The sequence below is a fragment of the Streptomyces sp. NPDC056144 genome (assembly GCF_042264145.1).
Taxonomy (GTDB): Bacteria; Actinomycetota; Actinomycetes; order Streptomycetales; family Streptomycetaceae; genus Streptomyces.
The window spans coordinates 364,088-383,542 of the sequence record NZ_JBHJVF010000003.1 but is presented as its reverse complement, the minus strand read 5'-3'; the positions used below and the strand labels follow the sequence as shown (position 1 = coordinate 383,542).

Sequence of the window (19,455 nt, the reverse complement as noted above, 5' to 3'; positions counted from 1 at the left end):
TCGATGGCAGCGGCAACCGCGGTCCTCCAGTCCGAGTGGACCAAGATCCGGACGGTCTCGTCGACCGTGTGGACGCTCGCGAGCGCGTTCCTCGTCACGGTGGCGATGAGCGCGGCGCTCTGCGCGCTCATGAAGTCCACCTTCGACGACCTGAGCGAGGCCGAGCAGGCCACCTTCGACCCGACCTTCGTCAGCTTCTCCGGGATGATCCTGGGACAGCTGGCGATGGTGGTCTTCGGGGTGCTCGTCGTGGGGACCGAGTACTCCTCCGGCATGATCCGCACCTCGCTCGCGGCCGTGCCGCAGCGGGCGACCTTCCTCTTCTCGAAGGTCGCCGTGGCCGGCGGGCTCGCGCTCCTGGTCGGTCTCGCGACGAGCTTCCTGTCCTTCTTCCTCGGCCAGGCGCTGCTCGGCGGCCACCGGGCGTCGATCACCGACGACAACGTCCTGCGGGCGGTGATCGGCGGCGGGCTCTACATGGGGCTGATCGCGCTCTTCTCGATGGGCGTGGCGGCCATGCTGCGCTCCTCGATGCTCTCGCTCGGCATCCTGGTCCCGTTCTTCTTCCTGATCTCGCAGATCCTGTCGGCGGTGCCGAAGGCGAAGGAGGTCGCGAAGTACTTCCCGGACCAGGCCGGCGCGAAGATCATGCAGGTCGTGCCGAACGCCATGGACACCGACGAGGCCCCGTACGGCCCGTGGGGCGGGCTCGCGATCATGCTCGTGTGGGTGGTGGCGGCGCTGCTCGGCGGCTACGTGGTGCTGAAGGAGCGCGACGCCTGACCCCGTACGCCTGACCCCGTACGCCTGACCGCACAGGCCCGCACCCGCGCGAACCCGTAGGGGACGACCAGGGAATCTCCCGGAGATTCCCTGGTCGTCACTTTTCCGCTCACGGGAACCGCGAGCGGCTGGATAAGCTCCTAGCTCGTACGTACGCACGCATGCACGCACGCGACGACCTGTCGATGGGGCTGGAGAATGATCGAGGCAGTCGGCCTGACGAAGCGCTACGGCGCCAAGACGGCCGTGTACAACCTTTCCTTCCAGGTGAGGCCCGGTGTGGTCACCGGGTTCCTGGGGCCCAACGGGTCCGGCAAGTCGACGACCATGCGCATGATCCTCGGGCTCGACCGGCCCACGGCGGGTCATGTGACGATCGGCGGCCACCCCTTCCGGCAGCTGCCGAACGCGCCCCGGCAGGTCGGCGCCCTGCTCGACGCCAAGGCCGTGCACGGCGGGCGGAGCGCCCGCAGCCACCTCCTCTCGCTCGCGCAGCTCGCCGGCATCCCGGCGGGCCGGGTCGACGAGGTCCTCGGCGTGGTCGGCCTCCAGGACGTCGCCAAGCGGCGCTCGAAGGGCTTCTCGCTCGGCATGGGCCAGCGGCTCGGCATCGCGGCGGCGCTCCTCGGCGACCCGCAGGTGCTGCTCTTCGACGAGCCGGTCAACGGCCTGGACCCCGAGGGCATCCTCTGGGTGCGGAACCTGATGAAGAAGCTGGCCGCCGAGGGCCGGACCGTCTTCGTCTCCAGCCACCTCATGAGCGAGATGGCGCTGACGGCCGACCACCTGATCGTCATCGGCCGCGGCCAGCTGCTCGCGGACATGCCGGTGAAGGACTTCATCTCGGCGAACTCCGCCGACTTCGCTCGCGTGCGGACGCCCGAGGCGGAGCCCGTCCAGCGCGAGAAGCTGACGGCGGCGCTCATGGGGGCGGGCGGCCAGGTGCTGTCCGAGCCGGACGGCGCCCTGCGCGTGACCGGCCTGCCGCTGCCGAGGATCAGCGACCTCGCCCACGGGGCGGACGTACGGCTCTGGGAGCTCTCCCCGCACCAGGCCTCCCTGGAGGAGGCGTACATGCGGCTGACGCAGAGCGCGGTGGACTACCGCTCCACCGACGACCGGCTCGCCCACCTCCAGGCCCCGCAGCAGCCGGGCCAGCCCGGATACGGGCTCCCGCAGCCGCCGGTCGCGCCCGAGGTGTCGCAGCAGGGCTGGTACGCCCCGCCGCCGCCCGGACAGAACCCGTACGCCACGGCTCCGGCGCCCCAGCCCCCGCAGGCGGGCCCGTCGAGCGCCCCGCAGCCGCCGGTCGACACCACCAAGGACGCCCGATGACCGCCCCCACCCCCCAGCCGTACGCCGCCCCGGCCCCTCAGCCGTACGCCTACGTGTCCCCCATCCCGGTCCGCAGAGCGACCCTCGGCGACGCCCTCGCCTCCGAGTGGACGAAGATCCGCTCGGTCCGGTCGACGATGTGGACGCTCGGCGTCATGATCCTGCTGATGCTCGCCATCGGCCTCGGGGTCGCGGCCATCGCCTCGATGTCCGAGGAGTCGCTGGGCGACGAGTCCGCGCTGGCCTTCGGCTTCTTCGGGATGCTGCCGGCCGCGATCTGCGTGATCACGCTCGGCGTCCTCACCATCGCCTCCGAGTACGGCACGGGCATGATCCGTACGACCCTGACGGCCTGTCCCAGCCGGTCGCGGGTGCTCACGGCGAAGGCGGTCGTCTACTTCCTGCTCGTCTTCGTGGTCGGCCTCGTCGTCACGGCCGTCGTGGGCGCGGCGCAGGTGTCGATGGTGGACGCGGCCTCGGCGCCGACGGCGGCGCAGTGGCTCCGGGCGACGGTGGGCGCCAGCGCCTACCTCGCGTTCCTCGGTCTCGCCGCCCTCGCGCTGGGCACGATCATCCGGCACTCGGCCGGCGCGATCACGGTGATGATCGGCGTGATGCTGCTCCCGCTCGTGGCGGCCATGTTCATGATGGCCGAGGCGCTGCGGTCCGTGCAGGAGTTCCTGCTCACGTACGCGATCCCCTCGCAGATGATCGCGCTCTACAGCGAGAAGCCGCCGTTCGACAACGGCCCCGCCGGCTGGGAGCCCGTCCTGATCATGGCGGGCATCGCCGCCGCGGCCCTCGGCGGCGCCTACGCGCTGCTGAACAGCCGGGACGTCTGAGAAACGCCCCTAATACCGGGGCGCGTTACGGGACCGCTGCACCCTGCTGGTGCGGCGGTCCTTCGCGTTCCAGCAGGCCTTGTGCCAGTGGCGGCGGTCATCCACGCCGCCGTACTCGGGCCAGGCGACGACGTGCGGGGCGCCGGGCGGGATCTCCTGGTCGCAGCCGGGGCAGCGGTAGCGCTTGCCCGGGGAGCTCGCCCCGGCGACCAGACGGACGAACCACTCCTCGCCCTGCCAGGACTCGGTGCGCTGCGAGCCGCCGTACCGGTCGTCGTGGTCGCCCGGCTGCTGGGCGGGCTTCTCGCCGCCTCGGGAACGGTTGTGGCGCGGGGACACGGGCACACCTCACGGGGTCTGGGAACACGGACCGTTCCGTCCAGCGTACGGGCCGCGACGCGGTGCCCCGGGCCCGTCCCGAGGCGGCTTAGCGGAAAATCGCAAGAACTTCATGAACGGCCGTTGCCTTTGGCACGTGTCAGACGTTGTTGCCGTTGCGAGGGGAGATACGCGTCGGCCCCAAGGAGGCAGCAGCGATGCGCGTGGGTACGTTCGTACTGGCCGCCCAGTTCCCGGGCCAGGGGCAGGGAGAGGCGTTGCACCGGGCGGTGCGGACCGCCGAGGTCGCCGAGGAGGCGGGGCTCGACTCGGTCTGGCTGGCCGAGCACCATTTCGTGCCGTACGGGGTCTGTCCCTCGGCCGTGACGCTCGCCGCGCTGCTCCTCGGCCGGACCAGGCGGCTGCGGGTGGGCACGGCGGTCAGCGTGCTGACGACCGTCCACCCGGTCGCCCTCGGCGAGCAGGCGGCGCTGCTGCACCTCACCTCGGGCGGACGGTTCACGCTGGGGGTCGGCCGGGGCGGTCCCTGGATCGACCTGGAGGTCTTCGGCGCGGGACTCCCGGCGTACGAGGAGGGCTTTCCCGACTCCCTCGACCTGCTGCTCCGCTGGCTGACCGAGCCGCGCGTGGGCGCCGACGGGGAGCGGTTCGCGTTCCGCGAGGTGACGGTGGTCCCCCGGGCCGACGAGCTGATCGGCGGACCGTCCGCCCCGGAGGTCGTGGTGGCCTGCACCTCGCCCAGGAGTGTGCGGCTCGCGGCGGAGCGCGGCCTGCCCATGCTGCTCGGAATGCACTGCGGCGACGAGGAGAAGGCCGAGATGGTCGGTGCCTGGGCGCGCTGGGCGCGGGAGGCGGGACGGGATCCGGACGAGATCGCGCGGATCGCGGACGGCCATGTCTCGGCGGGGGTGGCCCAGCTGGCGGACCGGACCGCGGACGCGGCGGAGACGCTCGTGAAGGCGATGCCGGGCTGGCTGAAGCAGGGTCTGGACGCGCATGTGACGGTCGACGGCCGGTTCCGGTCGATGCGGGACCCGGTGGCGTACACGGAGCTGCTCTGCGGACTCCACCCGGTGGGCACACCGCGGCTCGCGGCGGACCGTCTCGCGGCGACCTCGGAGCGTACGGGCATCACGCGCTTCGCCCTGCTCGCGGAGGGCTCGGGCGACCTCGCCGCCACCGAGGAGAACGTCCGGCGGCTCGGCGCCGAGGTCCTCCCCCTCCTCGTATGAGTGAGGACGTGCCGCCGCTCCGGCATTCCGCCGTGGGCGACGCGCGTCGGCGCGCGTCGACCACGACGTCTCCCGCGAGCCGGAGCGGCGGCACCATGTCTCAGCAGTCGCGCAGTTCCGGCGACTGGTTGAGCAGCTGCCCCCTGATGGACGTGAAGCGGGCGAGTCGCTCGTCCACCGCGGGGTCCAGCGGGAAGACCGCCACCCGGTGGCAGTTCTGGAAGGCGAGACGCACCCCGAAATGCCGCTGCAGGGCGCCACGAATGGCGTCGCTCGCGAGCGCGCGCAGCAGCTGACCACGTGCCTGCTCATTCGGCGGCGGCGTCTGGTTGTCGGCGAACTCTCCGCCGTCGACCTTCAGCTGGGCCACCAGAGAACTGATCATCTCCCATGCGTAGGGCAGGGAGGTCCGGACGCAGTCGACGAAGTCGGCTTCGTCGACCTCGCCTCGCTCGGCCTGTTCCAACAGTGCCGGTGAGACGTCGAGCGACATGGGTTCTCCTCTCGCGACCCCGCGGACGGGGTCTTGCGGGCAGGGACGAAGGCCGGCCGTACGCCACGCAGCGTGCACGGACGACGACCTCCAGCTTCCACGGTAAGCGCGCAGACCTGGCCGCACCAGAAGATTGGGAACACAACCGGCTGATAACCGACGGGTGTTCGGCCAATGATGATGCCCCGGCGACACACTGACGATGCCCGGGCGACGCCCGAATCGCGCGGAAGAGCGCCCGTCTTGTAGCGTTGCGGACCATGCGTCTCGTCATTGCCCGTTGCTCCGTGGACTACGCGGGTCGGCTCACGGCCCACCTGCCCTCCGCGCCCCGTCTGATCCTCGTCAAGGCCGACGGCAGCGTCTCCATCCACGCGGACGACCGGGCGTACAAGCCCCTCAACTGGATGTCCCCGCCGTGCACCCTCAAGGAGGGTGTCGAGGGCGAGGAGGGCGTCTGGACCGTGATCAACAAAGCGGGCGAGAAACTGATCATCACGATGGAGGAGATCCTCCACGACTCCTCGCACGAGCTCGGTGTGGACCCCGGCCTCATCAAGGACGGCGTCGAGGCCCACCTCCAGGAGCTGCTCGCCGACCGCATCGAGACCCTCGGCGAGGGGTACACCCTGATCCGCCGCGAGTACCCGACGGCGATCGGGCCCGTCGACATCCTGTGCCGCGACGCGGACGGCGGGACGGTCGCGGTGGAGATCAAGCGGCGCGGCGAGATCGACGGCGTCGAGCAGCTGACCCGCTACCTGGAGCTGCTCAACCGCGACCCGCACCTCGCGCCGGTGAAGGGCGTCTTCGCGGCGCAGGAGATCAAGCCGCAGGCCAGGGTCCTCGCGACGGACCGGGGCATCGGCTGCGTGGTCCTCGACTACGACGCCCTGCGCGGCATCGAGGACGACAAGCTGCGTCTTTTCTAGTTCTTCCGGTTGTTCTCGCGTGTACGGGAAAGGCCCCGGGTGCTGTCATCGCACCCGGGGCCTTTCCCGTACCGCTTCAGAGGGTCGGCACGCCGGGGCTCGGGGTGTCCGAGGGAGGGACCTCGCGGCTCGCGGAGGCGGAGCCGTCGGGGCTTCCTCCGGTCACCGGGGCCGTGGAGGCGCTCGCCGAGGGCGACGGGGAGGTGGACGAGGCCGACGGCGAGGGCGTGGTCGCGCTGGGGCTCGCGGTCGGGCTCGACGAGGTCGGCGAGGGCGGCACGACCACCGGGCTCGACGAGCTCGGCCGGGTCGGCGGCCGGGTGGTGGCCGGGGCGGTCGTCGGCGCCTTCGTCGTGGTCGGCGGCGCGGTCGTCGGGCTCGGGCTGCCGGAGGCCGAGGGCGTGGCGGAGGTGCTCGGGGCCTCGGTGGCGCCCGGGCTCGACGAGGAGCTCGACGGAGAGGCGCCGTCGGAGGCCGTGGCGCTCGGGGAGGCGGAGCCGGTGCCGGAGGGCGTACCGGACGCGCCGGGGCCCTCGGTCTCGTCCTCCCCCGCACCCGCCTCGCCCTCGGCGGGCGGTTCGTCGCCACCGGTGCCGTCGGTGGCGCCCTCGGTGGCGGTGCTGTCGGAGGTGACGCGGTTGGTGGCGGGGTCGTCGGCGTTTCCGGAGGTGGCGCCGATCGTGACGACGGTCCCGAGCACGGCGACGAGAAGCGCGCCCGCGCCGACGGCGGCGAGGTTGCGCCGGGCGCCGGCGAGGACGCCGCCGCCGAGACCCCGACGGCCGCTCCCCCGCGGCTCCTCCTCGGGCTGCCGGAGAACGGTCGGCCCCTCGTCGACGAAGTCGGCGTAGGCGGCGAGGTCCCCGAAGGCGGCCCCACCGGCGGCGGCCCTGCCGCCTCCGAGTCCGCCGGGGGCACCGCCGGGGCGGGAGCCCCCGAGCGCCCCGGACGCCCCGCGCTGACCGGACGCCCCGAGGGAACCGGCAGCCCCGGGGGCACCGGGGGTGCCGAGCGGGCCGGGAGCCCCACTCTGGCCGGCGGCCCCGGGCGAAGAGGCACTGGCGGAACCGGCGGCACCGGAAGCACCGGAAACGCCGGAAACGCCGGAAGCACCGGGGCCGCCGAGCGAGCCGGAGGCGCCGCCCAGACCGGAGGCGCCGAGGGAATCGGCATCCCCGGCCGGGCCGGAGGCCCCGGGCGCCCCGAACGGGGCAGGAGCCCCACGCCGGGCGGGGGCGCCGAAGGCGTCGCGGGCGTCGGAGGGGCCGAAGGGGATCGGGCCGAGCGAGCCGAGGGCGCCGGGCGGGGCCGGCAGGGCGGGGGTGCCGTGGGGCGGCGAGGCGGGGTCCTCGGCGCGGGGCGCGATCGGGCCCACGTGCTCTCCGGCGAGGTCGGCGACGAGGGCGAGCGCCCGGCGGCCGGCGACGGTGCCGCGCTTGTCGGCGAGGACGCCGCGCATCGCGATCGAGGCCTCCAGCTCGGCGCGCGCCCGCTCCAGGTTCCCGCCGCAGATCGCGAGGACGCCGAGCTCGTGGTGGAAGTACGCCTCCTCGGCGACGTCCCCGGCGAGCCGGGCGGCCTCCTGCCCGGCGCGCAGGGCCCGCTCCCAGGCGCCCCAGTGGAGCCCCGCGGCGAAGGCGGGGGCCGCGGCCCGGGCGAGGAGTACGGCGGTGGCGTGACGCTCCTCGCCGGTGGCGGCGGCACCGGGCGTGCCGGGCGGCACCGCCTCCGTACCTCCCGGCCCCGCCGCCAGGAGCCCCGTGAGCGCCGCGAGCAGCGCGTCGGCCTCGGCGGCGGCGCGTTCGGGGGTGACGGAGGGGTGGGCGACCCACCAGGCGTAGTGCTGGGCCGCGGTGTGGACGCGGTCGGCCGCGTCGTGCTCGTACCCGTGCGCGAGGAGCTGCGTGAGGACGCCGGTGGCGAGGCGGTAGCGGGCGCCGACGGGGGTGAGGAGGCCGCAGGCGAGGAGTTCGCCGAGCGCGGCGTCGGCGTGGGTGTCGCCGACGAGGGCCGGCAGGTGGGCCTGGTGCGGGAGCTCGCCGCCGAGGGCGACGGCGAAGCGCAAGGTGGCCTGGGCGGAGCGGCCGAGGCGCGAGGCGAGGAGGGCGGCGGGCGCGGCGCCCTCGCCGAGGGTGGGCAGGGGTATCTCGCGGAGTTCGATGTCGGGGTCGATGCCGTCCCAGGCGGCGGCCGCCACGGCCGCCGCGGCCTCGGGGTCGGTGGGTCCGAAGACCTCGTCGAGGGCGCCGAAGGCGTCGAACTCGGCGGGGGTGACCCGCAGTCGGTCGCGCTGGCGCAGGAGTGCCCCGGCCTGGACGAAGCGGAGCGGCAGCCCCTCGGACTCGAACCAGAGGTCGCCGGCCCAGTTGACCTCCTCGTCGGTGAGGGTGCGGCCGACGGCGCTCTCCAGGAGGCGCAGGGAGGCGGCGCGGCCCAGCCCGGTGAGGAGGACGTCCTCGACGGGGGCGTCGGAGGAGGGGGCGGGGGTGTCGGTTCCGGTGGCGAGGAGGAAGGCGCACTCGGGGGCGGCGGCGAGCAGCTCGTCGAGGGCGGCGCCGCCGAACTCCAGGTCGTCGACGACGACGATCGCGCCGATGTCGGCGAGCCGTTCGGGCAGCGCGGTCCTGTCGGGCCGCTGGTTCGGGGCGTACCGGACGGCGGTGAAGAGCTCGTGGAGGAGTTCGGTGAGGGTGCGCTGGTGGCCGGAGAGGCGGATGACGCCGTCGGGGGCGAGCTCGGCGCAGTCGGCGGCGACCGCGTCGAGGAGGGCGGTGCGGCCGGATCCGGCGGGGCCGGCGACGCGGGCGGAGCCGCCGCGGCCGAGGACGGCGGTGAGCCGTCGGCGCTTCTCCTCGCGTTCGAGGAGCGGCAGGACGGGGGCGGCGGGGCCGGGCGGTACGGAGGGGGCGGCGGCCCGGGCGGCCTCGGCGAGCTCCTCGGGGGTGCGGGGGCGGGGGGCCTCGGGCTCCTGGCCCGGCGGGCAGGGGGCTATCTCGCTGCCGTCGACGGGGTTGACGGTGAGGAGGAGGTCGCCGGAGAAGACACGGACGACGCGGGCGCGGGCGGGCGCGCCCGGGGAGCGCTCGGGCAGGGCCGATCCCGGTGCGGGGCGGGCGTCCTCGGCCTCGGCGTCGTGACCGTACTGCTCCGCCCCGGCGTTGATCGGGTCCATGGTCCAAGCCCCCAAGAAGCGCTGTCCGGTGCCCGCGGGGTGGGTCCGTCAATGTGCAGGCGAGCGAACCCTAGACCGTGGTCGGGCGCGCGGGAACAGCCGGGGTGCCGCAGAGACCAAGACGTCACGGTCTTGTGAGGATTGCGTGTGACGCCTGGTTCACACAGCGGCTTCACAGACGCCCGGAGGCCGCTGGGGTTCACACCCGGGGCAGGGACTCCAGCGCGAGGCCGCCCTCGATGGCGAGGATGCGGTGCAGCCGGGTCGCGACGAGCAACCGCTGCATCTGGGGCGGCACCCCGCGCAGCACGAGCCGCCGCCCGCAGCGTCCGGCCCTGCGGTGGGCGCCCATGATCACGCCGAGTCCGGTCGCGTCCCAGGAGTCGAGGCCGGTCAGGTCGAGCACGAGGTCGCCGACGCCGTCGTCGACGGCCGAGTGCAGGACCGTACGGGCGTCCGCCGCGCTGCGGACGTCGAGGCGGCCCCCGACGACCAGCTCGACGTGGTCGCCCCTGATGTGCATAAGTGCTCCCCGAGAGTGCTCCGTCTTCGACAAACATTCGACATACAACTGACTGCCGCACCGGCAGAAGCGTTGCGCCTTGTCAGCGAACCGGTACCGAAATTCACCCCACGGAGTGAGGTTTCGAGAGTCGGTCGCGATCAGTACGTGTAGTAGCCCTGCCCGCTCTTGCGGCCGATGTCACCCGCGTCCACCATCCGGCGCATCAGCTCCGGCGGCGCGAACTTCTCGTCCTGGGACTCGGTGTAGATGTTGTTGGCCGCGTTCACGAGGATGTCGATGCCCGTGAGGTCGGCGGTGGCGAGCGGCCCCATGGCGTGGCCGAAGCCGAGCTTGCACGCGATGTCGATGTCCTCGGCGGTGGCGACGCCGGACTCCTGGAGCTTGGCGGCCTCGACGACGAGGGCGGCGATGAGCCGGGTGGTGACGAAGCCGGCGACGTCGCGGTTGACGACGATGCAGGTCTTGCCGACGGACTCGGCGAACTCGCGGGCGGTGGCGAGGGTGGCGTCGCTCGTCTTGTAGCCGCGGACGAGCTCGCAGAGCTGCATCATCGGGACGGGCGAGAAGAAGTGGGTGCCGACGACGGCCTCGGGGCGCTCGGTCACGGCGGCGATCTTGGTGATCGGGATCGCGGAGGTGTTGGAGGCGAGGACGGCGCCGTCCTTGGCGACCTTGTCGAGCGAGCGGAAGATCTCGTGCTTGACGTCGAGGTTCTCGAAGACGGCCTCGACGACGATGTCGGCGTCGGCGACGGCTTCGAGCTCGGTGGTGGCGGTGATGCGGCCGAGGGCGGCCTCGGCGTCGGCGGCGTCGAGCTTCCCCTTGGCGACGAAGCGGTCGTAGGACGCCTTGATGCCGTCGGTGCCACGGGTCAGGGCGGCGTCGGTGACGTCACGCAGGACCACGTCCCAGCCCGCCTGCGCGGAGACCTGAGCGATGCCCGATCCCATGAGTCCGGCTCCGATGACGGCAAGCTTCCTGGCCACGTTGTTCCACCCCTTAACGCCTGTTCACTTCTGGTTCCTCGCGGAGATTAGCGCTCGCGGAGCGCCATGTGACCGTGAAGTAATGCGCGTCACGCCTTCTTTGACGGACGTCACACCGACGACACCTCCGCGGGGAGTTCGAGGCGCCCCCTAGGGTGGGTCCCATGGTCAATCTGACGCGCATCTACACCCGTACCGGCGACCAGGGCACCACCGCCCTCGGCGACATGAGCAGGACCGCCAAGACCGATCTGCGGATCTCGGCGTACGCCGACGCCAACGAGGCGAACGCCGCCATCGGCGCTGCCATCGCCCTCGGGCAGCTGGACGAGGAGGTCGTGAAGGTCCTCGTCCGCGTCCAGAACGACCTGTTCGACGTGGGCGCGGACCTCTGCACCCCGGTCGTGGAGGACCCGAAGTACCCCCCGCTGCGCGTCGAGCAGGGGTACGTCGACAAGCTGGAGGCGGACTGCGACCGTTTCCTGGAGCCGCTGGAGAAGCTGCGCTCCTTCATCCTGCCGGGCGGCACGCCCGGTGCGGCGCTGCTGCACCAGGCGTGCACGGTGGTCCGCCGGGCCGAGCGTTCCACGTGGGCGGCCCTGGAGGCGCACGGCGAGACGATGAACGCCCTGACCGCGACCTACCTCAACCGGCTGTCAGACCTGCTCTTCATCCTTGCGCGTACGGCCAACAAGGAGGTCGGGGACGTGCTCTGGGTCCCGGGCGGGGAGCGCTGACCCTTCCTCGGACCCCGTCGGGGGCTTCTTCGGCCAGATCGCGTAGGTGAGCGCGATCAGGCCGTGGATGCCGGCCGCGCGCCAGGCGAAGAAGATCCAGCCGTGCAGCGAATCGGTGTTCCCGTCGCCGCCGACGTACCAGATCGCCAGGAGCAGCAGGGCGGAGGCGACGGAGGCGGCGACGACCGAGCCGAGCCAGACGCGGCCCTCGTGGCGGGCGCGGGCCATGCCGTATCGGGGCGGCCCCACGGGCGGCGGGGCGCCGCCGAAGCGGTGGGCGGCGTGGCCGTCGAGCCACTTCACGGTCCGGTGGCCGTGGCCGACGGTGTAGCCGATGTAGACGGCGGCGAGCCCGTGCCGCCAGCTCGGCTCGGCCCCGTTCTTGAGGTCGATCGCCGTGACGACGAGGAGCAGGACCTCAAGGAGCGGTTCGCACAGCAGCAGGGCCATGCCCAGCTTCGGCATCCTCAGCAGGTAACGGGCGGCGAGGCCGGCGGCCAGCAGGACCCAGAATCCCACCTCGCAGACGACGATCAGCGTGACGATCACGACGGTTCCCCTTTCGCTTCCCTCTACGAGGCTCCCGTGGAAAGCGGCCCGTTTCGTCGTCGCCGGTGACGACACGCGTCTACATCGTTCGACGGAGGCCGGCGGGGGCGCGGATCGGCCCGGGCGAGGAGGTCGGGGCGCCCGTGGACGTGTTGGATGAGAGGGTGACCCTCCCCCGCCCGCACCGCGTCGACCTGCTGATCGCCGTCTCGGGGCTCGCCTGCGGGCTGCTCCTGTGGTCCTTCGGGCTCTACACGACCGGCGACCGCGTCTTCGACCAGCGGTGGGCCGCGCTGGTCCCGCTCGTCGTGATGGCCGCCATGGAGGCGGTGCGCCGGACCCTGCCCCGGACGGCCCTGGCCGTCGGCACGTGCGCGCTCGTGGCCGACCAGTTCACCAACGGGAACCTGGCGACGGTCCTGATGTACACCGACATCGTCTACGCGGCCGTCGTCTACGGCTCCCCCGCCCAGGCCCGGCGTATCCCCTACACGACCGCGCTGGTCACGGTCGGGGTGACGGCCGGCTTCCTGGTGTGGTGGCAGAACGCCGTCGCCCTGCTCGTCGGCGTGATCACGGGCATGGTGTCCTTCCTCCCGGCCGTGACCGGCGCGGTCGTCCGCAACCACCGGGAGGCGGCGGACTCGGCCCGGCTGCGGGCCGAGCAGACCGCGCTGCTCGCCGAGATGGACCGGACGCAGGCGGTGGTGGCGGAGCGCTCGCGGATGGCGCGCGAGCTGCACGACATGGTGGCGAACCACCTCTCGGCCATCGCGATCCACTCCACGGCGGCGCTCTCCCTCGACGAGCCGGCCACCACCCGGCAGGCCCTGACCGTGATCCGCGAGAACAGCGTGGCCGGTCTCGCCGAGATGCGGCGACTCATCGGCCTCCTCCGGGACGGCAGCGGGGACACGGAGCCGGCCGCCGCGCCCACGCTCGCGGGCCTGGACGCGCTCCTGGCTCAGGCGGCGGCGAACGCGGAGCCGAGCGGTCTCGTCCTCGTCCTGGACGACGGCAGGGAGAGCCAGGCGGGCCTTCCGGCGCCGGTGGAGCTGGCGGCGTACAGGATCGTGCAGGAGTCCCTGACGAACGCGCTCAAGCACGCGGCGCCCGGCGAGGTCCGGGTGGCGCTCGCCCGCGCGCCGGGGGCCCTGACGGTCGAGGTGACGAGCCCGTACGGGGAGCGCCCGGGTCCGACCGCGCCCGGTTCGGGGGCGGGTCTGGTGGGGATGCGGGAGCGGGTGGCCCTGCTCGGCGGGGTCTTCGAGGCGGGCCGGGTGGACGACGGCGAGGGACGCGGAAGCTGGCGGGTCCGGGCGGAGCTGCCGGTGGACGCGCACGACGAGGAGCGGGCATGACGGCGGACACGGCACACGAGGGCGCGAGGACCGTGCGGGTCCTGGTCGCCGAGGACCAGGCGGCCGTACGGTCGGGACTCGTCCTCATCCTGGGCAGCGCGCCCGACATCGAGGTCGTCGGCGAGGCGGCGGACGGTGAGCGCGCGGTGGAGCTCGCGCGGGAACTCCGCCCGGACCTCGTCCTCATGGACGTGCAGATGCCCCGGATGGACGGGGTGACGGCGACCGGGATCGTCGTGGCGGAGGGGCTGGCCGACGTGCTCGTCCTGACCACCTTCGACCTCGACGCGTACGTGTTCGGGGCGCTGCGCGCGGGCGCGGCAGGGTTCCTCCTGAAGAACGCGGACGCGCGTGAACTCATCGAGGCGGTACGGACGGTGGGGCGCGGCGAGGGGACGGTCGACCCGGCGGTGACCCGCCGCCTGCTCGCGGAGTTCGCCGCGACGAGCCGCCCCGCCGTCCCGTCGGCGGATCCGGCGCGGCTCGACGTCCTGACGCCCCGCGAGCGGGAGGTCCTGGCGGCGCTCGGCGGGGGGTTGTCGAACGCGGAGATCGGGGTACGGCTGGACATGGCGGAGGCGACGGTGAAGACCCACGTCAGCAAGGTGCTGGGCAAGCTGGGACTGCGGAGCAGGGTCCAAGCGGCCGTACTGGCACAGGAGTTGGGGCTCTAGCAGGATTCCGGCGACGTTGGTCTGGACCTCTTGACGGTTGGTCCAGACCTTTCTACGCTCGCGGGGCGCGCGCATCTTCACGGACCACCCCCACCTTGCACCGTCCGCAACTTGAGGAGCACCGTTGAGCACTCAAGCACCGTCGCGCAGAACAGGGTTCAGACACCGGACCGCTGCCGGACTGACCGCCCTGATCCTGCCGCTGGCCGCCATGGTCGGCCTCGCCACCCCCGCCGAAGCGGCCACCTCGGCCACGGCCACGTACACCAAGGGTTCCGACTGGGGCACCGGTTTCGGCGCCAACTGGACCGTCAAGAACACCGGCACCACCACGATCAGCTCGTGGACCGTCGAGTGGGACTACCCCGCCGGCACCTCCGTCACCTCCGCCTGGGACGCCACCGTCACCAGCTCCGGAACCCACTGGACCGCCAAGAACGTCGGCTGGAACGGCACGCTGGCCCCCGGCGCCTCCGTCTCCTTCGGCTACAACGGCGCCGGCCCCGGCGCGCCGAGCAACTGTAAGATCAACGGCGCTCCCTGCGACGGCACCAGCCAGCCCGGCGACAACCCGCCCTCGGCCCCCGGCACCCCGGTCGCCTCCGCCATCACCGACACCTCGGTGAAGCTGACCTGGACCGCCGCCACCGACGACAAGAGCGTCAAGAACTACGACGTGCTGCGCGACGGCACGAAGGTCACCACCACCACGGCCCTCACCTACACGGACAACGGGCTCACCGCCGGCACCGACTACAGCTACACGGTCGTCGCCCGCGACAGCATCGACCAGACCGGCCCGGCGGCCGGCCCCACCCCCGTCCACACCACGGGCGGCGGAGGCGGCACGCCGAACCCGAACGCCGTGAAGATGGGCTACTTCACCAACTGGGGCGTCTACGGACGCAACTACCACGTGAAGAACATCGTGACCTCGGGCTCCGCGTCCAAGATCACCCACATCAACTACGCGTTCGGCAACGTCCAGGGCGGCAAGTGCACCATCGGTGACGCCTACGCCGACTACGACAAGGCCTACACCGCCGACCAGTCCGTCGACGGCGTCGCCGACACCTGGGACCAGCCGCTGCGCGGCAACTTCAACCAGCTGCGCAAGCTGAAGAAGGCGTACCCGAACATCAAGGTCCTCTGGTCCTTCGGCGGCTGGACCTGGTCCGGCGGCTTCGGCCAGGCCGTGCAGAACCCGACCGCCTTCGCCCAGTCCTGCTACGACCTGGTCGAGGACCCGCGCTGGGCCGACGTCTTCGACGGCATCGACCTGGACTGGGAGTACCCGAACGCCTGCGGCCTCACCTGCGACACCAGCGGCGCCGCCTCCTTCAAGAACATGATGCAGGCCATGCGCGCCAAGTTCGGCGCCAACAACCTGGTCACGGCGGCCGTCACGGCCGACGGCTCCACCGGCGGCAAGATCGACGCCGCCGACTACGCGGGCGCCGCGCAGTACATGAACTGGTTCAACGTGATGACGTACGACTTCTTCGGCGCCTGGGACGCCAAGGGCCCGACCGCCCCGCACTCCCCGCTGACCTCGTACGCCGGCATCCCGAAGGCGGGCTTCAGCTCCGCCGAGGCGATCGCCAAGTTCAAGGCGAAGGGCATCCCCGCCAACAAGCTGCTCCTCGGCATCGGCTTCTACGGCCGCGGCTGGACCGGCGTCACCCAGTCCGCCCCCGGCGGCACGGCGACGGGCCCGGCGACGGGCACGTACGAGCAGGGCATCGAGGACTACAAGGTCCTCAAGAACAGCTGCCCGGCCAACGGCACCGTCGCCGGCACGGCCTACGCCCACTGCGGCACCAACTGGTGGAGCTACGACACCCCGTCGACCGTCACCTCCAAGATGACCTGGGCCAAGAACCAGGGCCTCGGAGGCGCGTTCTTCTGGGAGTTCAGCGGTGACACCACCAACGGCGAGCTCGTCGGCGCCATCAACACCGGTCTGAACTAACCCGCAGCACACGAGAGCGGGGGCCGGTGCCCAGGCACCGACCCCCGCTCTCTCATGTCTACGCGACGTTCACCCGCTGGCCGGGAGGCGCCGCCTCCAGCCAGGCCATGAACCCGGTCCGCGCGTCCTCGCTCATCGCGAGCTCCAGGCGCACACCGTCGTACGTACACGCCTGGATCACCGCGTCGGAGAGCAGCGCGAGCTCCTCCTCGCCCTCCGGCATCCGGCGCTCCAGGGCCACGATGGCCGAGCGCTCCAGGACGCGACGGGGGCGGGGCGCGTACGAGAAGACACGGAACCAGGCGATCTCGTCACCGCTGTAGCGGGCGACTCCGTACACCCAGCCCTTGCCGGTCGGATCCGGCTCGTCCGGGATGTCCCAGCGCAGGGAACAGTCGAAGGTGCCGCCGGCACGCTGGATCAGCCTCCGGCGCAAACCGAAGACGAAGAGCCCGATCACCACCAGTGCGACGACCAGGCCGCACACGAGCAGAGCGAGGAACATCTTCACCGACCTCCTCGCTGCGTCCCGTAGCCGTCGTCCGGCCGAACCGAATACACCTGCAACCGCATCTGCATCGCCTCAGCCGCGGCACGGTCTGGAACATTCCAGCCGTGCCGCGGCTGAGGGCACTACGTCCTACTCTGCGCGGACCGTCAGCGGACGGACACCGCGCGCAGGCGGACCTCCGCGCGCCGCTCGGCGGCGGCGTCGGAATCCGTCTTCGCACGCTCCAGCGCGCGCTCGGCGCGCTGGGCGTCGATCTCGTCCGCCAGCTCGCAGATCTCCGCGAGCAGAGACAGCTTGTCGTCGGCGAACGAGATGAATCCACCGTGGACGGCGGCGACGACAGTCGCGCCCTCGCTCGTACGGATGGTCACCGGGCCCGACTCCAGCACACCCAGCAGCGGCTGGTGGCCGGGCATGACGCCAATGTCGCCGGAGGTGGTACGCGCGATGACCAGGGTGGCCTCGCCGGACCAGACACTCCGGTCCGCGGCGACCAGCTCGACGTGCAGCTCAGCAGCCAAGGGTGGCTCCTCGGGTCACCACCCGGCGGTCGTGCCGGGTGTTGGGGTCAATTCTAGTGGGCGTGGTGAGAGGGGCGGGACGGATCCCGCCCCTCTCGGGCGAGCACGAGGCTCAGGAGACGCCGAGCTCCTTGGCGTTGTTCTTGAGGTCCTCAAGGCCACCGCACATGAAGAACGCCTGCTCCGGGAAGTGGTCGAACTCACCGTCGCAGATCGCGTTGAACGCGGCGATCGACTCGTCGAGCGGAACGTCCGAACCGTCCACACCGGTGAACTGCTTCGCCGCGTGGGTGTTCTGGGACAGGAAGCGCTCGACACGACGCGCGCGGTGCACGACGAGCTTGTCTTCCTCGCTGAGCTCGTCGATACCGAGGATCGCGATGATGTCCTGGAGGTCCTTGTACTTCTGCAGGATGCCCTTGACGCGCGTGGCGGCGTCGTAGTGGTCCTGCGCGATGTAGCGCGGGTCCAGGATGCGGGACGTGGAGTCCAGCGGGTCCACGGCCGGGTAGATGCCCTTCTCGGAGATCGGACGGGAGAGAACCGTCGTCGCGTCGAGGTGGGCGAAGGTGGTGGCCGGGGCCGGGTCGGTCAGGTCGTCCGCGGGGACGTAGATCGCCTGCATCGAGGTGATCGAGTGACCACGGGTCGACGTGATGCGCTCCTGGAGGAGACCCATCTCGTCGGCCAGGTTCGGCTGGTAACCCACGGCGGACGGCATGCGGCCGAGCAGGGTCGAGACCTCGGAACCGGCCTGCGTGAAGCGGAAGATGTTGTCGATGAAGAACAGCACGTCCTGCTTCTGCACATCGCGGAAGTACTCCGCCATGGTCAGACCGGCGAGGGCGACGCGGAGACGGGTGCCCGGGGGCTCGTCCATCTGGCCGAAGACCAGCGCGGTCTTGTCCAGAACGCCGGACTCTTCCATTTCCGCGATGAGGTCGTTGCCCTCACGGGTGCGCTCGCCGACGCCGGCGAAGACGGAAACGCCCTCGTGCAGCTTGGCCACACGCATGATCATTTCCTGGATCAGAACGGTCTTGCCGACACCGGCACCACCGAACAGACCGATCTTTCCACCCTTGACGTACGGGGTGAGAAGGTCGACGACCTTGAGGCCGGTCTCGAACATCTCGGTCTTCGACTCGAGGTCCGCGAAGGCCGGGGCCTTGCGGTGGATGGACCAGCGGTCCGTGACCTCGGCCTCGGCCTCGGGCTCGTTCAGGATCTGGCCGAGCGTGTTGAACACGCGACCCTTGGTGACGTCGCCGACGGGCACCGTGATGCCGTCGCCGGTGTCGACCACGGGGGCCTGGCGGACCAGACCGTCGGTGGGCTGCATCGAGATGGTACGGACGATGCCGTCACCGAGGTGCTGCGCGACCTCGAGGGTCAGCGTCTTGAGCTTGCCCTCCTCGGCCGGGTCGGCAACCTGCACGTGCAGGGCGTTGTAGATCTCCGGCATCGCGTCGACGGGGAACTCCACGTCGACGACCGGGCCGATGACCCGGGCGACGCGGCCCGTGGCGGCGGCCGTCTCAACAGTGGTCGTCATTACTTGTCACTCCCCGCGGTCGCGTCGGCCAGGGCTGCGGTGCCACCGACGATCTCGCTGATTTCCTGGGTGATTTCGGCCTGGCGGGCCGCGTTGGCAAGTCGGGAGAGGTTGTTGATCAAGTCTCCCGCGTTGTCGGTGGCCGACTTCATCGCGCGGCGCGTGGCGGCGTGCTTGGAGGCAGCCGACTGGAGCAGCGCGTTGTAGATCCGGCTCTCGACGTAGCGCGGCAGCAGGGCGTCGAGGACGTCCTCCGCCGACGGCTCGAAGTCGTACAGCGGGCGGAGGGTGTCCGGCTCGCCGGCCTCCTTCGCCACCTCGTCGAGGCTGAGGGGCAGCAGCCGGGCCTCGACCGCCGTCTGGGTCATCATCGAGACGAACTCGGTGTAGATGATGTGGAGCTCGTCCACGCCACCCTCGGCCGTGTCCTTCTCGATCGCCTCGATCAGCGGTGCCGCGACCTTCTTGGCGTCCGCGTACGTGGGCTCGTCCGTGAAGCCGGTCCACGTGTCGCTGAGCTTCCGCTCACGGAAGTTGAAGTGCGCGACACCACGGCGACCGACGACGTAGACGTCGACCGCGCGGCCCTCGCTCTCCAGCTTCTTGATGAGCTTCTCCGCCGCCTTGATGGCGTTGGAGTTGAAGGCACCGGCCAGACCGCGGTCGCTCGAGAGGAGCAGGACCGCGGCACGGCTCGGGTTCTCCGCCTCGGTGGTGAGCGGGTGCTTGTCGTTCGCACCCGTCGCCACCGCGGTGACCGCGCGGGTCAGCTCGGTCGCGTACGGAGTGGACGCCTGCACCTTGCGCTGCGCCTTGACGACACGCGAGGCGGCGATCATCTCCATCGCCTTGGTGATCTTCTTCGTCGCGGTGACGGATTTGATGCGACGCTTGTAGACCCGGAGCTGCGCTCCCATGAGTCAGGTCCCTTCCGT

19 protein-coding genes are annotated in these 19,455 nt (G+C 71.7%); 9 read left to right on the top strand and 10 right to left on the bottom strand.

The window, feature by feature from the left end; all coding sequences use genetic code 11:
• The first annotated feature begins 3 nt into the window (after window positions 1–3).
• From ACFC0Z_RS12625 to ACFC0Z_RS12615, 3 genes are all read left to right on the top strand, one after another.
• Window positions 4–783: an ABC transporter permease gene (locus ACFC0Z_RS12625; protein WP_376435938.1), complete on the top strand. Its 780-nt coding sequence runs from the start codon at window positions 4–6 to the stop codon at window positions 781–783.
• A 198-nt stretch (window positions 784–981) separates the two neighbouring features.
• Window positions 982–2,118: an ABC transporter ATP-binding protein gene (locus tag ACFC0Z_RS12620; RefSeq protein WP_376435936.1), complete on the top strand. Its 1,137-nt coding sequence runs from the start codon at window positions 982–984 to the stop codon at window positions 2,116–2,118.
• A complete protein-coding gene (locus ACFC0Z_RS12615) occupies window positions 2,115–2,960 on the top strand; it encodes an ABC transporter permease (RefSeq protein WP_376435933.1) in 846 nt (281 codons plus the stop codon). The genes ACFC0Z_RS12620 and ACFC0Z_RS12615 overlap by 4 nt, the downstream gene beginning before the upstream one ends.
• Window positions 2,961–2,969: 9 nt before the next feature.
• Here the strand turns inward: ACFC0Z_RS12615 and ACFC0Z_RS12610 are convergent, their stop codons facing one another.
• Window positions 2,970–3,299 (bottom strand): ATP/GTP-binding protein, encoded by a 330-nt coding sequence (locus ACFC0Z_RS12610; RefSeq protein ID WP_376435930.1) that lies wholly within the window; start codon window positions 3,297–3,299, stop codon window positions 2,970–2,972.
• 197 nt (window positions 3,300–3,496) lie between these two features.
• Between ACFC0Z_RS12610 and ACFC0Z_RS12605 the strand changes: the two genes are divergently transcribed.
• Window positions 3,497–4,531, top strand: a complete 1,035-nt coding sequence (locus tag ACFC0Z_RS12605; RefSeq protein ID WP_376435927.1) for an LLM class flavin-dependent oxidoreductase — start codon at window positions 3,497–3,499, stop codon at window positions 4,529–4,531.
• Window positions 4,532–4,631: 100 nt separating this feature from the next.
• On the opposite strand, the gene ACFC0Z_RS12600 is transcribed toward ACFC0Z_RS12605, so the two are convergent.
• Window positions 4,632–5,024 (bottom strand): SCO5389 family protein, encoded by a 393-nt coding sequence (locus ACFC0Z_RS12600; RefSeq protein ID WP_356542766.1) that lies wholly within the window; start codon window positions 5,022–5,024, stop codon window positions 4,632–4,634.
• 260 nt (window positions 5,025–5,284) lie between these two features.
• Here ACFC0Z_RS12600 and nucS point away from each other — a divergent pair, with 260 nt between their 5' ends.
• Window positions 5,285–5,956 (top strand): endonuclease NucS, encoded by a 672-nt coding sequence (gene nucS, locus ACFC0Z_RS12595; RefSeq protein ID WP_376435923.1) that lies wholly within the window; start codon window positions 5,285–5,287, stop codon window positions 5,954–5,956.
• A gap of 76 nt (window positions 5,957–6,032) precedes the next feature.
• Here the strand turns inward: nucS and ACFC0Z_RS12590 are convergent, their stop codons facing one another.
• From ACFC0Z_RS12590 to ACFC0Z_RS12580, 3 genes are all read right to left on the bottom strand, one after another.
• Window positions 6,033–9,128: an ATP-binding protein gene (locus ACFC0Z_RS12590; protein ID WP_376435921.1), complete on the bottom strand. Its 3,096-nt coding sequence runs from the start codon at window positions 9,126–9,128 to the stop codon at window positions 6,033–6,035.
• A gap of 199 nt (window positions 9,129–9,327) precedes the next feature.
• Window positions 9,328–9,651, bottom strand: coding sequence for an STAS domain-containing protein (locus ACFC0Z_RS12585; RefSeq protein WP_030210572.1), 324 nt, complete (start codon window positions 9,649–9,651; stop codon window positions 9,328–9,330).
• Window positions 9,652–9,791: 140 nt separating this feature from the next.
• Complete coding sequence (locus ACFC0Z_RS12580; RefSeq protein WP_376435918.1) at window positions 9,792–10,640, bottom strand: 3-hydroxyacyl-CoA dehydrogenase family protein; 849 nt, start codon at window positions 10,638–10,640, stop codon at window positions 9,792–9,794.
• 164 nt (window positions 10,641–10,804) lie between these two features.
• Here ACFC0Z_RS12580 and ACFC0Z_RS12575 point away from each other — a divergent pair, with 164 nt between their 5' ends.
• On the top strand, window positions 10,805–11,377 hold the full coding sequence (locus ACFC0Z_RS12575; RefSeq protein ID WP_376435915.1) for a cob(I)yrinic acid a,c-diamide adenosyltransferase: 573 nt from the start codon (window positions 10,805–10,807) through the stop codon (window positions 11,375–11,377).
• Here ACFC0Z_RS12575 and ACFC0Z_RS12570 read toward each other — a convergent pair.
• Window positions 11,297–11,926: a hypothetical protein gene (locus tag ACFC0Z_RS12570; RefSeq protein WP_376435913.1), complete on the bottom strand. Its 630-nt coding sequence runs from the start codon at window positions 11,924–11,926 to the stop codon at window positions 11,297–11,299. The two genes, ACFC0Z_RS12575 and ACFC0Z_RS12570, sit on opposite strands and share 81 nt — an antisense overlap.
• Before the next feature lie 164 nt (window positions 11,927–12,090).
• Between ACFC0Z_RS12570 and ACFC0Z_RS12565 the strand changes: the two genes are divergently transcribed.
• From ACFC0Z_RS12565 to ACFC0Z_RS12555, 3 genes are all read left to right on the top strand, one after another.
• Complete coding sequence (locus tag ACFC0Z_RS12565; RefSeq protein ID WP_376435910.1) at window positions 12,091–13,287, top strand: sensor histidine kinase; 1,197 nt, start codon at window positions 12,091–12,093, stop codon at window positions 13,285–13,287.
• The gene (locus ACFC0Z_RS12560) at window positions 13,284–13,961 is read left to right on the top strand and encodes a response regulator (protein ID WP_376435908.1); all 678 of its coding nucleotides are present in this window, start codon (window positions 13,284–13,286) and stop codon (window positions 13,959–13,961) included. Before ACFC0Z_RS12565 ends, ACFC0Z_RS12560 begins: the two co-directional genes overlap by 4 nt.
• A gap of 124 nt (window positions 13,962–14,085) precedes the next feature.
• Window positions 14,086–15,933 (top strand): glycosyl hydrolase family 18 protein, encoded by a 1,848-nt coding sequence (locus ACFC0Z_RS12555; protein WP_376435906.1) that lies wholly within the window; start codon window positions 14,086–14,088, stop codon window positions 15,931–15,933.
• Between the two features lie 58 nt (window positions 15,934–15,991).
• Here the strand turns inward: ACFC0Z_RS12555 and ACFC0Z_RS12550 are convergent, their stop codons facing one another.
• The 4 genes from ACFC0Z_RS12550 to ACFC0Z_RS12535 form a co-directional block, all read right to left on the bottom strand.
• Window positions 15,992–16,438 carry a DUF2550 domain-containing protein gene (locus ACFC0Z_RS12550; protein WP_024761908.1) on the bottom strand — a complete coding sequence of 149 codons (447 nt, stop codon included), beginning with the start codon at window positions 16,436–16,438 and terminating at the stop codon, window positions 15,992–15,994.
• A 152-nt stretch (window positions 16,439–16,590) separates the two neighbouring features.
• The gene (locus ACFC0Z_RS12545) at window positions 16,591–16,965 is read right to left on the bottom strand and encodes a F0F1 ATP synthase subunit epsilon (protein ID WP_189799849.1); all 375 of its coding nucleotides are present in this window, start codon (window positions 16,963–16,965) and stop codon (window positions 16,591–16,593) included.
• A gap of 112 nt (window positions 16,966–17,077) precedes the next feature.
• Window positions 17,078–18,520: a F0F1 ATP synthase subunit beta gene (gene atpD / locus ACFC0Z_RS12540; protein WP_376435901.1), complete on the bottom strand. Its 1,443-nt coding sequence runs from the start codon at window positions 18,518–18,520 to the stop codon at window positions 17,078–17,080.
• A complete protein-coding gene (locus ACFC0Z_RS12535; protein ID WP_376435898.1) occupies window positions 18,520–19,437 on the bottom strand; it encodes a F0F1 ATP synthase subunit gamma in 918 nt (305 codons plus the stop codon). The genes atpD and ACFC0Z_RS12535 overlap by 1 nt, the downstream gene beginning before the upstream one ends.
• Window positions 19,438–19,455 lie beyond the last annotated feature (18 nt).

What these genes read in the sequence shown, in the direction of transcription:
- ACFC0Z_RS12625 (WP_376435938.1), top strand. Translation starts at nt 4, where the DNA reads ATGGCAGCGGCAACCGCGGTCCTCCAGTCCGAGTGGACCAAGATCCGG.
- ACFC0Z_RS12620 (WP_376435936.1), top strand. Translation starts at nt 982, where the DNA reads ATGATCGAGGCAGTCGGCCTGACGAAGCGCTACGGCGCCAAGACGGCC.
- ACFC0Z_RS12615 (WP_376435933.1), top strand. Translation starts at nt 2,115, where the DNA reads ATGACCGCCCCCACCCCCCAGCCGTACGCCGCCCCGGCCCCTCAGCCG.
- ACFC0Z_RS12605 (WP_376435927.1), top strand. Translation starts at nt 3,497, where the DNA reads ATGCGCGTGGGTACGTTCGTACTGGCCGCCCAGTTCCCGGGCCAGGGG.
- ACFC0Z_RS12600 (WP_356542766.1), bottom strand. Translation starts at nt 5,024, where the DNA reads ATGTCGCTCGACGTCTCACCGGCACTGTTGGAACAGGCCGAGCGAGGC.
- nucS (WP_376435923.1), top strand. Translation starts at nt 5,285, where the DNA reads ATGCGTCTCGTCATTGCCCGTTGCTCCGTGGACTACGCGGGTCGGCTC.
- ACFC0Z_RS12590 (WP_376435921.1), bottom strand. Translation starts at nt 9,128, where the DNA reads ATGGACCCGATCAACGCCGGGGCGGAGCAGTACGGTCACGACGCCGAG.
- ACFC0Z_RS12585 (WP_030210572.1), bottom strand. Translation starts at nt 9,651, where the DNA reads ATGCACATCAGGGGCGACCACGTCGAGCTGGTCGTCGGGGGCCGCCTC.
- ACFC0Z_RS12575 (WP_376435915.1), top strand. Translation starts at nt 10,805, where the DNA reads ATGGTCAATCTGACGCGCATCTACACCCGTACCGGCGACCAGGGCACC.
- ACFC0Z_RS12560 (WP_376435908.1), top strand. Translation starts at nt 13,284, where the DNA reads ATGACGGCGGACACGGCACACGAGGGCGCGAGGACCGTGCGGGTCCTG.
- ACFC0Z_RS12550 (WP_024761908.1), bottom strand. Translation starts at nt 16,438, where the DNA reads ATGTTCCTCGCTCTGCTCGTGTGCGGCCTGGTCGTCGCACTGGTGGTG.
- atpD (WP_376435901.1), bottom strand. Translation starts at nt 18,520, where the DNA reads ATGACGACCACTGTTGAGACGGCCGCCGCCACGGGCCGCGTCGCCCGG.
- ACFC0Z_RS12535 (WP_376435898.1), bottom strand. Translation starts at nt 19,437, where the DNA reads ATGGGAGCGCAGCTCCGGGTCTACAAGCGTCGCATCAAATCCGTCACC.